The organism is Saccharopolyspora sp. NPDC000995 (assembly GCF_053599315.1).
This window is the reverse complement of the sequence record NZ_JBSFLZ010000027.1, coordinates 1-13,479: the sequence shown is the minus strand read 5'-3', so window position 1 is coordinate 13,479 and position 13,479 is coordinate 1. Positions and strand designations below refer to the sequence as shown.

At 68.3% G+C, this 13,479-nt stretch carries 12 protein-coding genes; 4 read left to right on the top strand and 8 right to left on the bottom strand.

What is annotated here, in order from left to right; all coding sequences use genetic code 11:
* Positions 1 to 45: 45 nt before the first annotated feature.
* From ACWDKQ_RS12190 to ACWDKQ_RS12175, 4 genes are read right to left on the bottom strand one after another with little or no spacing between them, the layout of a single operon-like run.
* Entirely contained in the window at positions 46 to 819 is a 774-nt protein-coding gene (locus ACWDKQ_RS12190; protein WP_450138793.1) for an ESX secretion-associated protein EspG, read from the bottom strand.
* Between the two features lie 32 nt (positions 820 to 851).
* Positions 852 to 2,129: a PPE domain-containing protein gene (locus ACWDKQ_RS12185; protein ID WP_450138792.1), complete on the bottom strand. Its 1,278-nt coding sequence runs from the start codon at positions 2,127 to 2,129 to the stop codon at positions 852 to 854.
* A gap of 9 nt (positions 2,130 to 2,138) precedes the next feature.
* Positions 2,139 to 2,798 carry a DUF3558 domain-containing protein gene (locus ACWDKQ_RS12180; RefSeq protein WP_450138838.1) on the bottom strand — a complete coding sequence of 220 codons (660 nt, stop codon included), beginning with the start codon at positions 2,796 to 2,798 and terminating at the stop codon, positions 2,139 to 2,141.
* Positions 2,755 to 3,126 carry a hypothetical protein gene (locus ACWDKQ_RS12175; protein ID WP_450138791.1) on the bottom strand — a complete coding sequence of 124 codons (372 nt, stop codon included), beginning with the start codon at positions 3,124 to 3,126 and terminating at the stop codon, positions 2,755 to 2,757. Before ACWDKQ_RS12175 ends, ACWDKQ_RS12180 begins: the two co-directional genes overlap by 44 nt.
* Positions 3,127 to 4,154: 1,028 nt before the next feature.
* On the opposite strand from ACWDKQ_RS12175, the gene ACWDKQ_RS12170 reads away from it, so the two are divergent.
* Genes ACWDKQ_RS12170 through ACWDKQ_RS12155 form a run of 4 tightly spaced genes read left to right on the top strand, consistent with a single transcriptional unit; the run spans position 4,155 to position 7,044 of the window.
* Positions 4,155 to 4,640 carry an SseB family protein gene (locus tag ACWDKQ_RS12170; protein WP_450138790.1) on the top strand — a complete coding sequence of 162 codons (486 nt, stop codon included), beginning with the start codon at positions 4,155 to 4,157 and terminating at the stop codon, positions 4,638 to 4,640.
* The gene (locus ACWDKQ_RS12165) at positions 4,640 to 4,987 is read left to right on the top strand and encodes a hypothetical protein (RefSeq protein ID WP_450138789.1); all 348 of its coding nucleotides are present in this window, start codon (positions 4,640 to 4,642) and stop codon (positions 4,985 to 4,987) included. The genes ACWDKQ_RS12170 and ACWDKQ_RS12165 overlap by 1 nt, the downstream gene beginning before the upstream one ends.
* Positions 4,987 to 6,573 carry a putative T7SS-secreted protein gene (locus tag ACWDKQ_RS12160; RefSeq protein WP_450138788.1) on the top strand — a complete coding sequence of 529 codons (1,587 nt, stop codon included), beginning with the start codon at positions 4,987 to 4,989 and terminating at the stop codon, positions 6,571 to 6,573. The genes ACWDKQ_RS12165 and ACWDKQ_RS12160 overlap by 1 nt, the downstream gene beginning before the upstream one ends.
* A gap of 27 nt (positions 6,574 to 6,600) precedes the next feature.
* Positions 6,601 to 7,044 carry a hypothetical protein gene (locus tag ACWDKQ_RS12155; RefSeq protein ID WP_450138787.1) on the top strand — a complete coding sequence of 148 codons (444 nt, stop codon included), beginning with the start codon at positions 6,601 to 6,603 and terminating at the stop codon, positions 7,042 to 7,044.
* 139 nt (positions 7,045 to 7,183) lie between these two features.
* On the opposite strand, the gene ACWDKQ_RS12150 is transcribed toward ACWDKQ_RS12155, so the two are convergent.
* The 4 genes from ACWDKQ_RS12150 to kdpB form a co-directional block, all read right to left on the bottom strand.
* On the bottom strand, positions 7,184 to 7,864 hold the full coding sequence (locus ACWDKQ_RS12150) for a response regulator (protein ID WP_450138786.1): 681 nt from the start codon (positions 7,862 to 7,864) through the stop codon (positions 7,184 to 7,186).
* Entirely contained in the window at positions 7,861 to 10,407 is a 2,547-nt protein-coding gene (locus tag ACWDKQ_RS12145; protein ID WP_450138837.1) for a DUF4118 domain-containing protein, read from the bottom strand. Before ACWDKQ_RS12145 ends, ACWDKQ_RS12150 begins: the two co-directional genes overlap by 4 nt.
* Before the next feature lie 126 nt (positions 10,408 to 10,533).
* Positions 10,534 to 11,151 carry a potassium-transporting ATPase subunit C gene (locus tag ACWDKQ_RS12140; protein ID WP_450138785.1) on the bottom strand — a complete coding sequence of 206 codons (618 nt, stop codon included), beginning with the start codon at positions 11,149 to 11,151 and terminating at the stop codon, positions 10,534 to 10,536.
* 88 nt (positions 11,152 to 11,239) lie between these two features.
* Positions 11,240 to 13,252: a potassium-transporting ATPase subunit KdpB gene (kdpB, locus tag ACWDKQ_RS12135; RefSeq protein WP_450138836.1), complete on the bottom strand. Its 2,013-nt coding sequence runs from the start codon at positions 13,250 to 13,252 to the stop codon at positions 11,240 to 11,242.
* Between the last annotated feature and the right edge of the window lie 227 nt (positions 13,253 to 13,479).

The window sequence follows — 13,479 nt, the reverse complement described above, 5'->3', positions numbered from 1 at the left end:
TCTGCCCCTAACCGTACTCATCGCAGCTGACCAGCGGAAAGAGGTTCAGTCCGACCACAGTTCGGCGAGCAGTTCCCTGGCGTACGCCGCGATCCTCGCGTTGTCCGCCGGGGCTATCGTGCTCCAGCATCGACCGTCCCCGCTCGCGCGGACCACGTGGCTGTAGCGGCCCTTGTCCGTGTCGTGGAACGCCACGACCCTGCTGGCCCGCTCGGGTTTGCCGCCTCGGTCGGGGCAGGCCTCAACGCCGAACTGGCCCCGGATCCCCATGCCGTCCGCCATGTTCGCGACGTCGGCGGCGTCATCCGGGGCGATGCCCAGGGCTCGGAGCTCGTCGGTGAACAGCAGCGGGTTGTTCGGGCCCGCGTAGTCGCTTGCCTCGCGGAGGATGTCGTTGGGCAGGCTCACCGCGCGGCCCGGACCGGGCGGCATGTCGCCCGCCACCGACACCGCCGCCTCCGGCAGCGAACCCCCGCGGATCGGGGTGAGCTCGACGATGTCACCGTCCACAATGGTCAGCAGGCCCGCCGCGCCGTTAGCCGAGGCCAGGGCGCGGATGGGCCGGTCGGCCCAGATCCGCACGTCGATGCTGCGCTGCGGCCGGTCCAACAGGCCGAGCAGGTCGCCGAGGTCGACGTCGACGCGGTCGCGCTTGCCCTCGGCGAGGCGGCGATGGCGAAGCCCGGCCCACACGTCCGCGACGAGCTGGGCGCGCTCCGCGTACGTCGCTCCCGGGCTCGGCACGTTGAGGATGATGTGCCGGCGCTCCGTGAGTTTCTCCGCCTCGCAGACCACATCGAATTCCAATGCGGACAGCACTATCGGATCGGCTTCAGCTCCAGGGCGCAACGTCAGTCCCGCTTCTTCGATTCGTCGTCGGGTTCCTCGTCGGCTTCGGCGTCGGACTCGAAGTGCCCCAGCACCGGAGGGGCGACCAGCCTCTCGTCGTCGAACGGGGTTTCCTCGGCGACGTACTTGTTCTCGTGCTCCTCGTCCTCGCTGCGCTTCTCGCCGCGGGTCGCCGCCGGACCCATCATCGAACCGGCCGCCGGACGGCTGCCCGGGGTGTTGCCCGCGGCCCGCCCGGCCACCGTGTCACCAGGACCGCCGCCGATGCCGGACGAACCTCCTCGACCCATCCCTTCGACCGCGCCGCCGCGCACGGTTGCGCCGCCGGCGCCCGCCGCCGCCGGGGCACGGCCACCGAGCATCCGGCTCGCCGCGTAGGCGCCGATACCGGCGACCACCGCGCCACCACCAGCGATGCCCAGCACCGTGGCGGGGTTGATGCCGTCGCTCGTCCCGGCGGCCTCCGGCGTCTGGTCCGCCTCACCACCGGGTTCGCGCTCGTCCGAGTGCCGTCCGCTGCCGCTGCGGTCGCCGGGCACCGGCGGAGCCATGCGGTCGCCGCGCGGGGTTCCGCCGCCGACATTGCCACCACCGACGTTTCCACCGCCCACGACCCCGCCCAGCACGCCGGCATCGCTCGCGCCACCGCCGTAGTAGCCGCTGACCGAACCCACGCCCGCGCCAATGCCCGACATGCCCGTCCCGGACGCCGACTGCGCCGACACCGTGGCCGGCGGCATCTCGGGCAACGGCTGGTAGGAATCGGCCTGGCTGACGGAGGTGTTGCGGTAGGAATTGAGAGCCGCCTGCGCGGCCTGCTTCTGGGCCTCGATCTGCTTGGCCTCTTTGTCGTAGTCGCTCTCGTAGCCGAAGGCGCCCCCGGCCCATTCGATCGCGTTCTCCGACTGCTTGTGCTTGAGCTCGTCGTTGTTCGGCAGCCCGTTGCGCGCCGATTCGTAACCCCGCCCCTGCGCGTCGACGCTTTCCGCCGAAGCCTTCAGGGGATCCGGGGCGTCGGCCATGAAGACGGATTGCTGCTGCGTCGCGGCCGCCGCGAGGCTCCCGGCGTTGCCCTCCCAAGCGATCTGCAGCTTGCCGAGCTCGCGGCGCAGCGTCTCGTCGAGATCGACGACCACCTGCACGCACTCGTCCAGCGCCCGCACCGCGCCCTGCATCGACTCCGCGCCGCGCCCCTGCTTGATCTGCATGATCCATTCCTGGAGCTGGGGGATGTCCATCCCCTCGAACCGGATATCGCGGATCGGATCGATGCTGGTCACGACTTCCCCCTAGCTACCCTGCAAGGTCGTCACGGCCGCCTCCGCGGCCTGCTTCGCCCGCTCGCACATCTGCTCGCCGTTCATGCCGCCGGGGGTGGTTAGGCTCAGGTCCACGTAGAGCGTCTGCCCTTCGGCGGCGTCGACGAACACCGCACAGCCGAGGCTCTCGGCACCCGGAACCTGCCCTTGCACGGCGCCGAAGCCGTTGACCTCATAGGTCGTCGCGGTCTTCGCCTTCACCGCCGCAATTTTCTTCGCGAAATCGTCCAAGCCTTCGGGCACAACCCGAAACGAGATCCCGAACTGAGCCTTTCCTGCGGCACCGGCGAAAGAACATCCATTGTAGTTGTTCCCGTTTTTGACCACCGGGCGGCCACCACCCACCTGGAGCGGCGCCTTCTGCTCAGGGGACAGCCAAGTGCAGATCTCCGCATCCTGCTTACCCGCAATCGCTAGGTCTTTGGGGCGCTGCGGAAGGTCCAGCGAAGAAGACGGCGCTGCCGCCGAAGCGGGAGCTGGACTCGGCGGTTCCGGGTCCGGGCCGTTCACCGTGCAACCAGCAAGGGTGAAGACGGCAGCCAACCCGATCAAGCCATGCGCGAAGCGCAACCGCACGAGACTCCCCTCACACCTGGTTCTGCTGCAGCTGGAACGATGCAACGATCTCATCTTCTGTGAAGCCGTACTGCTTGGCTGCCTCTTCGAGTTGTCTTCCCAGTTCAAAGACGTTGTCCACGTACTGCATGAGACGCGTGTAGTGAGAGTCTGGGTTTCCCAGCAGGTTCGCCGTCCAGACAGCGGCAGCGGTCGCGCTGATCTCATCGTCGGCGGGAGCGCCTACAGCCAAGTTGTGTGCGAGGCTGAACAGCTTGAACTGCGCGTCCTCAGCCGCCGAGAGGATGATTTTGCGCACCCCAAGGACGTTGTCCTTGTTGACAGTGATGGTTTGACCGACGCCGCCGGGAACCGGAGGCGGAGGTGGTGCTGGCGTCGTCATCGCGGGAAACCCCCAGGTCGCGGCGTCTGATCACCCGGTCGAAAGCCGACCCTAGCAGCGCGCCTTCCCGCCACGCACCAACTCTTGAAAACTTCACACCAACCCAACGCGCCTATGCGGTGCAAAAGCCCTGGCAGCGTCATAGGTACTGCATCAGTACGCTGGCTTCATCTGCGAAGTCGCGCCAGGTCTGCCAGTCTCCGGGGAAGTGCGGGTTCCTGGTCCGCAACCAGCTTCGCTGCTCCGCGTTCCGGGCGATGCCGAGAAGCTCCACGCCGCCTCTTCGGCACCCGGTAGAAGTTAAGCAGCTTCTCCAGGTCATCCTGGTAGACGCCGATCCCGCCGCTTCCAACCGGCAGATCTTGCTCCCGGACATGCCAACGGCCTTGGCCACCTCGATCGAGCCGAAGCCGCCGTCGATTCTGAGCCTCCGCAAGGTATGCGCCAACCGCCGAGAGCGAGCGGAGGGTCCAGCATATCGAGCCATCAAGAGAATCCTTTCGTCATCTTGCTGGAAGATTGCCACGGATTCATTGCAATGCCGATCCAAAAACGTGTAACTGTCCCAAAAAAGCGATGCTGCGTTTGCGAGAACCGTCCACATAGGCCACCGACATCGCGAGGTGGAGATGGCAGCTGGCGCTGGGGAGTCTCCGGTCCAGGAGTCGCATCCGAAGCGTGAGTGGTTGTTGCGGTGCCGGGATTCGACGGCGATCTCGCGGTGTGCTCGATCGGCGTCGGGGCGGCGAGTTGGAGGTGTGCGGGCCGGACGACTTGGAGCCCTTCCGCCTGCACCCGTGGGAGGTAGCTGCGTTGCGGCGCGCCTTCGACGAGGCCATCGCCCAGGTCGAAGCCGACCTCGCGGCCCGCCGACCAGGCACTCACGACCACTTACCGCCGAAGGAAGCAACCCGGAGTGTGACCTTCTCGACACAGTACGTGATAATCATGTGTCCCACGGTGACGTGTCCGCTTGGTACCGTTCCGCCCCGTTGATTCCATGATCCACGTTGGGGAGGCGTGGCTCCATGACGCTTGTTCAAAGTCGTCCTGGTGCGGGTTTTCCGCGCCAGGGCGTAATTCGGCTCACCGGCTCGATCTTCGACGAGCCGGAATCGGCCGCCGAACTGCTCGATGCCCTGCGCCTGTTCCGCGCCGACCAGGCGACCATCAAACAGCTCGCCGCCGCCTTGCGCGGCACCGCAGTGCACGTCGCGGTGTCCGTTGAGGACGGTGGTTTCGCGCTGCCGACCGGGCGCCACGGCGAGCTGTCCTGGCTCGGGGTGTTCACCTCGCTTGGCCGGATGGCCACGTTCTACCGCGCCGCCGGTCGCGGCGCCGACACCGTGCGCTACGGCGAGTTGACCGGTGCCGAACTCATCGACGAGTGCCTTCCGGCCCTGCCCAGCGGTACTGGCCTGGTCCTCGATCCGGGCAGCGAACACGGCACGGCGCTCGCGCCGGTCCGCGGACTCGTGTCCGATGAAATCGCACTCAGCGAAGGCGGAAAGTGATGGCGCGCAACGGTTTCACCGTAGACGTGGGTGCCCTTGAGAGCGCCGAATCGGGCATCCGGGACGCCGTGAACGAACTCGGCGAGATGGCCGGCTGCGGCGGCGCCGGTGCAGGCGAACAGGGCATGGGCCTGAAGCAGAAGATGTTGGATTCGCTCCCGCACGTGGGGCCCGGCACGCTCGGTGCCGCACTGATGAGCTTCGGCGACGCCTGGGAGTTCGGCATCCGATACCTGGTCGAGGACGGAAACGCCGCCGTGGATGCGCTCGGCGAGGCACGCGCCGCCTACCAGCAGATGGATGCCGAGGCTCAGCAGAAGCTCGTCGAAACCTTGCGAGAGGGCTGATGGTCAGCAACAGCACCACCTTCGAGCAGGACGTCGCCGAGGCCCGGCACGAACTGCACAAGCTCGGGCAGCTGACCGGAATCGGTCCGCAGGAGGTCATCCCAGGCGATCCGGTCACCGTCGGCGAGATCGGCGAGCACCTGACCAAGCTCGGCGGCGCCTTCGAACGCGCTGGTCAGGGCATAAAGTCGATCGACTCCGGCGGCTGGACCGGCCAGGCCGGCGACGCTTTCCGGGCGAACTACCTCGACAAGGCCCCAGCCGAGTGGTTGGCGGCGGCCGACGCGTTCGCAGACGCGGGCAAGGCCGTACTCGACTACCAGAGGGTCCTCGCCGGGGAGAAGGAGAAGGCCGCGCGGGCCAAGGAAGAGCTCGACCGCGCGAACGAGGCGTCCCTGGCGGCCGCGAAGCAGCACAACGCGGCGGTCAAGGCGTACGAATCCGGGAGTTCGGACGTCGCACCGAGGGCGTTCGTAGACCCCAACGCCGAGGTTCGGGCCCGCGCCGAGGCACAGATCGCCGCGGCCAAAGCGGCCGTGCAGGCGGCGGACGAGCAGGCCACGAAGATCGTCCTGGAAGCGGCCCAATCCGCGCCCGCAAAGCCGAGCAAGCTCGCGCAGCTCGGCGCCAACATCGCCGATGTGGGCCAACTGTTCGGCGGTGCCATCTACGACTTCGGCGCGGGTGCCGTCGAGGGCGTCGTAGGCGTGGGAGCTGGCCTGTGGGGACTCGGAGAAGCCGCCCTCTACAGCCAGCCCGGCATGTGGGGCATAGACCCCGAAGGCAAGGCGGCGTTCGACGAGGCAGCCTCGACCACGATCATGTCCATCACCGAAAACCCCTACCAAGCGGTCAAGACCGTCGTCGACGTGGACGGCTGGAAGCAGAACCCGGCGAAGGCCCTCGGCTCGATGGCCCCGGACGCGGTCGCCTCGGCCTTCGGCGGCGCGGGCGTGGCCACCAGGGCGACCAAGATCGGCAGCAAGATCGCCGATGGCCTCGGTGACCTGGGCAAAGCCAACGACGTGGCCAAGACGGCGGACCGCCTCGGCGACGCCGGCCGCCACGCCCCGGAATCTCCGAGCAACACCCCGCCGTGGGGCGACTACGACTCGCTGCCCCCGGAACGGCCCTTCCACGACGCCCCGTCGAACCCGTACGACAACTACGACCCGAGGCTCGACCCCGACGCCGACAAGCCCTTCGGCCCGCAGGGCAGCCAACCCGAACCCCCGCCGGAACCGTCCTACCGCCCTGGCACGGACACGCCAGGCCGCCCGAGTCCCGACTGGGACGACTACGACACACCCGACAGCTGGATGGACGACGGGCACCGGCCCGATCCGCGCGATGCCCCGGATCTCCATCCCCACGAGCCGGAGGCTCCGCAACATCCGGAACCGCCCTACGATCCGATACCTCGCACCGAGGCAGACCTCCTGCAAGAACTGCGATCCATCGAAGACGTCAAGGAGAAGCTCTCCCAAGCCCTGGAGCAGGGTCCTCCGCCGGCGAGGGCCGCTGAGATCCGCAGCGAGATATCCGGGCTCGTTGAACGCGAAAAACTGCTCCGCAGCAAGCTCTGACCGATCGAACGTCCAAGAGGAGAAGGCATGCAACCGACACCGCAGGGGGGAGCTCCGGTATCACGAATGGTCCGGGTGTGGACCAAGCATCCCGAGACCGGTGAGGCAGGTGCGCTGGAGGCGCGGGTGACCTGGCAGGTGATCGGCGATGACGTGCAGGTCTGGGTCACCGTAGGTGCCAACACCTACACCGAAACGAGCGCGAACCTCTTCTACGCGCTGTTCATGGTGCGGCTCAACCACCTGGAACCGAACTGGATCATGCTTCTCATCCAGGGATGCCGCTACGACGTCTGGTCCCCGAATGCCCTCGATCCCCGGTACTTCCCCGGAGATCGAGGAGTGGTCGAACTTCCGGGGCGGGGCGTCGTCGAAACCGTGGACCTTCTCGCGCCTGCGATGGACGACACCTACAAGGTCGTCCGCTCCGACGAGCAGATGAGGCACCACAGCCAGGCCGTCAGCCACTAGCGCCATCGGCCGACGTTGAACCAGTGGTGAACAGCGGGTGATCGAGCCCTTCGGGGCTCGATTCCGCGCTTATCCGGCAAGGACAGCGACCTCGCGTACGCCACAGGCGCAGACCACGCAGTAAGTGCAAGCGCGAAGCTCACGGTTCGAAGCGGTAGCCCATGCCTGCTTCCGTGATCAGGTGGCGGGGGTGGCTGGGATCCAGTTCCAGCTTGCGGCGGAGTTGGGCCAGGTAGACGCGCAGGTAGTGGGTTTCGTTCGCGTACTGGGGGCCCCAGACCTCCTTGAGGAGCTGCTTCTGCGCCACCAGGCGGCCCTGGTTGCGGGCCAGGACCTCCAGCATTCCCCACTCCGTCGGCGTCAGGTGGACCTCCACCCCCTCGCGCAGGACCTTCTTCGCCGACAGGTCCACAGTGAACGTCGCCGTCTCAACCACCGGTTGGTCGGCGGCTTCGCTGGTGTTCGCGCGCCGGACCGCCGCGCGCAGGCGGGCCAGCAGCTCGTCCATGCCGAACGGTTTCGTGACGTAGTCGTCCGCACCCGCGTCGAGGGCCTGCACCTTGTCGGCGGAGTCAGTGCGCGCCGACAGCACGATGATCGGCACCGTCGTCCAGCCGCGCAGGCCCGCGATCACCTCGCTGCCGTCCATGTCCGGCAGCCCGAGGTCGAGCACCACCACGTCGGGTTTGCCGTCGATGGCCACGCGCAGTGCGGACGAGCCATCCACGGCCGTCAGCACCTCGTTACCGCGCGCCGTCAGGTTGATCCGCAATGCGCGCAGCAGCTGCGGCTCGTCGTCGACAACCAGCACCCTCGTCATCGTTTCCCCTGCCCATTCGCGGTGACCGCCGATAGTGAGAGCACGATCGTCAGCCCGCCACCGGGGGTGTCCTCGGCGCGTATCGTGCCGTGCATTGCCGTCATGAAACCTTGTGCCACGCTCAACCCGAGCCCGACGCCGGCGACCCCGGTGTCACCGCGCTCGCCGCGCTCGCCGAGCCGCTCGAACGGCGCGAACACAGCGTCGGCGGCGTCCTTCGGCAGCCCCGGTCCGTGGTCGACCACGCGCAGCTCGACCCGCGCCGCATGCTCGCTGGCCCGCACACTGATCCTTGCCCCGTCGGGCCGCCCGTACTTCAGCGCGTTCTGCACGACGTTGGCCACCACGCGTTCCAGCAGCCCGGTGTCGGCGAGTACCGGCGGCAGGCTCTCGTCGATGTCGACGTCGATGTGCGCTCGCCCGTCCAGCCCGGCCAGCGCACGCGCCACCACTTCGTAATAGCTCACCGGGCGCAGCCTCGGCGCGATCGCGCCGGTCGCCAGCCGGGAGGAGTCCAACAGGTTGTCCACCAGCTCGGTCAGCCGGTCCGCGGATTCCTCCACCCCGCCGAGGAGCTCCGCGGTGTCCTCTTCGGACAGCTGTAGGTCGGGGGCGCGCAGGCTGCTCACCGAGGCCTTGATGGATGCCAGCGGGGTGCGCAGGTCGTGGCCGACCGCCGACAGCAGAGCCGTGCGCAGCTGGGTCGCGTCCGCGCGGCGCTGGGCATCCTGCGCGTCCGCGGCCATCCGCTGCTGGCGCAGCGCGACCAGCGCCTGCCCGGCCGCGCCTTCCAGGACCGTGCGATCGGCCGCCGGCAGAGGTCTGCGGCCGGGCCGTTTGAGCACCAGGTGCACGTCGGGGTTGACCTCGATATCCACGTCGGACTGCTCGGGTTTCGTGCAGGGTTGCGTGCCCGTGGAGGCCGCCACCTGCCAGCCGTCCATGGTGCGCTCCAGCAGCGCCGCCGAGGTCAGGCCGAAGTTCTCCACCACCTTCTCCAGCAGCCGCGCCAGCGGATCGGGGTGGGTTAGCACGGTGCGGGCATAGGAGGTCAGCAGCGCTGCTTCGGTGCGCGCATTGGTGGCCTGCTCTGCCAACCTCGCCGCCCGGTCGACCATGAACGCGACCAGCATGCCGACGATCATCATCGTGATCACCGTCACGAGGTTCTGCGGCTCGGCCACGGTCAACGTGTAAAACGGCGGGGTCAGGAAGAAGTTCAGCAGCCCGCCGGAGAGCAGCGCGGCGACGATCGCCGGTGCCATCCCGCCGACGAGTGCGACGACGACGGTGACCAGGAAATAGCCAACGACATCCGTGGACAGCGCGACGTCGCCGAAGTAGTAGGCCACCGCAGTGACCGCGCTCGGCAGCAGCACCGACAGCACCCAGCCCCACAGCTGACGCGCCGACGACAGCGGATTCCGCGGGATCGTCTTGAGGAAACGCCGCCCACCGGCCTCGGGGTGGGTGACCATGTGCACGTCGATCGCGTCGGACTTCTGCACCGTGACGGCCCCGATGCCCTCGGCGAACAGCCGGGCCCAGCGGGAGCGCCGCGAGGTGCCGATCACCAGCTGCGTGGCGTCCGCGGCGCGCGCGAACTCCAGCAGCGCCTCGGACACGTCGTCGCCGACGACGGTGTGGAAACTGGCGCCGACGGCGTCGGCCAGCTTCCGGGCGCGGGCGATGCCGCTCGGCGACGCCCCCACGAGCCCATCGCCGCGCAACACGTGCACGACCTGCAGTTCCGCGCCCGCACGGGCCGCGATCCGGCGGGCCCGGCGGATCAGCGTCTCGCTCTCGCTGCCCCCGGTGACGGCGACCACGACCCGTTCACGGGCTTCCCAGGTGGCTGTGATCTTCTTCTCCGCGCGGTAGCGGCGCAACGCCACATCGACCTGGTCCGCCAACCACAGGAGCGCGAGCTCGCGCAGCGCCGTCAGGTTGCCGGTGCGGAAATAGTTGCCCAGCGCGGCGTCGACCTTGTCCGCCGCGTAGACGTTGCCGTGCGCCATGCGGCGGCGCAGTGCTTCCGGAGTGATGTCGGCGAGTTCGATCTGCCCGGCGCGGCGCACCACCTCGTCCGGCACGGTTTCCTGCTGCCGCACACCGGTGATCGTCTCCACCACGTCGTTGAGGCTCTCGAGGTGCTGCACGTTCACGGTGGACAGCACGTTGATCCCGGCGTCGAGCAGCTCGTCGATGTCCTGCCAGCGCTTCTCGTTGCGGGAACCGGGGACGTTGGTGTGCGCGAGCTCGTCGACGACGGCCACCTCCGGTTTCCGGACCAGCAGCGCGTCGAGGTCCATCTCGGTCAGTTCGACCCCGCGGTGGCTGACGCGCCGCCGCAGCACGACCTCCAAACCGTCGAGCAGCGCCGCGGTCTTGGCACGGCCGTGGTCCTCCACGAAGCCGACCACGACGTCCGTGCCGCGCTCCAGGCGTCGGTGCGCCTCGTTGAGCATCGCGTAGGTCTTGCCGACCCCCGGTGCCGCACCGAGGTAGATCCGCAGCTCGCCGCGCCGTCGTCCCTTCTCCACCACGCTTCCAGTCTCCTACGACCCGCTGTTATTAGCGGTTGTCCCCGCCCAGTGGCAGCCGTCGACCCGTGAGCACTTTCGGGCGTTATCGCACCCGAACGTGCTCACGGGCCCTGGCCAGGAAATTTACCCCGCCGGCCGCACCCTGCCCCGGTTGACGGCGACGTTGAGGGTTGTCACGTTCACCACGCGCTCGGCAACCACCCCACCGCTGGTGTGCTCGGCGACCAGTCTCCGGATCTCGTCCAACGAGAGGCCGGTGACGCGCGCGACCCGGGGCGCCTGCAGCTCCGCGTAGGCCGGGCTGATGTCCGGGTCGACGCCGCTGGCCGACGCCGTGACCGCGTCGGTGGGCACCTGCTCCGGCCGGACGTCCTCGCGAGCGGCGATCGCACCGCGCCGCTCCTGCACGGCCGCCAGCAGGTCCTCGCTGTCTCCGCCGTAGTTGGAGCCGCCGGTGCTGGCCGGGTCGCCGGGGCCGAGGTTGCCTTCGGCGGAAGCCGCCGGGCGGGTGTGGAAGTACGGATCGTTGGCCGGGTCGGCCGGGACCGGGTCGATGCCGATCAGCGACGAGCCGACGGCGCGGCCGTCCACCACGATCTGCGAGCCCTCGGCGTTGGCCTGCAGGCCGGGGATCCTGCTGATGCCCCAGATCGCCAGCGGATAGGCAATGCCGAGCACTGCCGTCGCCACCAGTAGCAGCCGCAGCCCCGCAAGTGTCTGGCGCAGCAGGGTGTTGTTCATCAGTGCCTCTCCGGTTCAGTCGGTCAGGAGATCCGCAACTTCCATTGAATTTGCGAACCAATGGGATCTCGGCACGTCTGGGATCTCCTCAGCCGATACCTGGGATGAAGCGGATGACCAGGTCGATCAGCCAGATGCCGAGGAACGGAGTGACGATGCCGCCGAGGCCGTAGACCAGCAGATTGCGGCGCAGCAGCGCGATCGCCGTGGTCGGCCGGTAGCGGACCCCGCGCAGCGCCAGCGGGATCAGCGCGATGATGATCAGCGCGTTGAAGACCACCGCCGCCAGGATCGCCGAGGTCGGGGTGGCCAGCCGCATGATGTTCAGCGCGTCTAGCTGCGGGTAGATCGTCACGAACATCGCGGGCAGGATGGCGAAGTACTTCGCCAGGTCGTTGGCGATGCTGAAGGTGGTCAGCGCGCCGCGGGTGATCAGCAGCTGCTTGCCGATCTCGACGATCTCGATCAGCTTCGTCGGGTCGGAGTCGAGGTCGACCATGTTGCCGGCCTCTTTGGCCGCCGCGGTGCCGGTGTTCATCGCGACGCCGACGTCGGCCTGCGCGAGCGCGGGCGCGTCGTTGGTGCCGTCACCTGTCATCGCGACCAGTCGGCCGCCTTCCTGCTCGGCCTTGATCAGCGCCATCTTGTCTTCCGGCTTGGCCTCGGCGAGGTAGTCGTCGACGCCCGCCTCGGTGGCGATGGCCTTGGCGGTGAGTTCGTTGTCACCGGTGACCATCACGGTGCGGATGCCCATCGCGCGCAGCTCGGCGAACCGCTCCTTCATGCCCGGTTTGACCACATCGGAGAGTCGGATCACGCCGACCACGCGGGTGGTCCCGCCGCTGCGCTCGGCGACAACCAGCGGCGTGCCGCCCTGCGAGGCGATGTTGTCGGTCAGCTCCGCCACCTCGGATGAGATGCCGCCAGCCCATCCGCGCACCGCGCTGGTGGCGCCCTTGCGGATCTCGCGGCCGTCGATGTCGATGCCACTCATCCGGGTCTGCGCGGTGAAGGCGACCTCTTCGGCGTGCAGTTCCGGGCCCTGCGGCTTCGTCGCAAGCCCGTACTGCTCGGCGCAGTACGCCACGATGCTGGTGCCTTCGGGGGTCTGGTCGGCGAGGCTGGACAGCCGCGCCACCTCGGCCAGCTCGCCGAGCGTCACCTCGCCGACGGGCAGCAGTTCGGTGCAGCGCCGGTTGCCGAAGGTGATGGTGCCCGTCTTGTCCAGCAGCAGCGTGTCCACGTCCCCGGCGGCTTCCACGGCACGACCGGACTTGGCGAGCACGTTGCGCTGCACCAACCGGTCCATGCCCGCGATGCCGATCGCCGACAGCAACGCGCCGATCGTGGTCGGGATCAAGCAGACCAGCAGCGCGGTCAACGTGATCACCGACAGAAGCGAGCCGGAGTAGCCGGCCATCGGCTGCAGCGCGATCACCGCGAGCAGGAAGATGATCGTCAGCGTGGACAGCAGGATCGTCAGCGCGATCTCGTTCGGTGTCTTCTGCCGCTGCGCGCCCTCGACCAGCGCGATCATCCGGTCCACGAAGGTTTCGCCGGGTCTTGTGGTGATTTGCACGACGATCCGGTCGGACAGCACCGTGGTGCCGGCCGTGACCGCCGAGCGATCGCCGCCGGATTCCCGGATCACCGGGGCGGATTCGCCGGTGATCGCCGACTCGTCGACGGTTGCGATTCCTTCCACCACGTCACCGTCGCCGGGGATGACCTCGCCGGCCTCGACCAAGACACAGTCGCCGATACGCAGCGCCGTGCCCGGCACCTGCTCCTCGACGCCGTCGACCAGCCGCCGCGCGACAGCTTCGGTCTTGGTGCGGCGCAACGATTCCGCCTGCGCCCGCCCCCGGCCTTCGGCGACCGCTTCGGCGAGGTTGGCGAACAGTGCGGTGAACCACAGCCAGGCGGCCACCGCGATGCTGAACACGTTCGGATCGGTCACGGCCAGCACGGTGGTCAGCACCGAGCCCGCCCACACCACGAACATGACCGGGTTGGCCAGCTGGTGCTTGGGGTTGAGCTTGCGCAGCGCTTCCGGTAACGACGCCCACAGCTGGCGCGGGCTGAACGCGCCCGCGGGCATCTTCCGCGGCCCGGTTTTTGCTTGGGCCTGCTGGGGTTTCTCGAGGATGGTGGTCACTAGTGCACCCTCTTCCGTGCGAGCCCTTGGATGGGGCTTGTGGTAGGAACTAGGCGGAAGCCGGGGTGACGGCCTGTGGTGGTCGCCCTTCGAGGGCCTGTATGACACTGCCGCCCCCGGCTTCCCCGGAACCGCGGATTGATGACAGAGGGATGCGCCGTAGAGCGCCG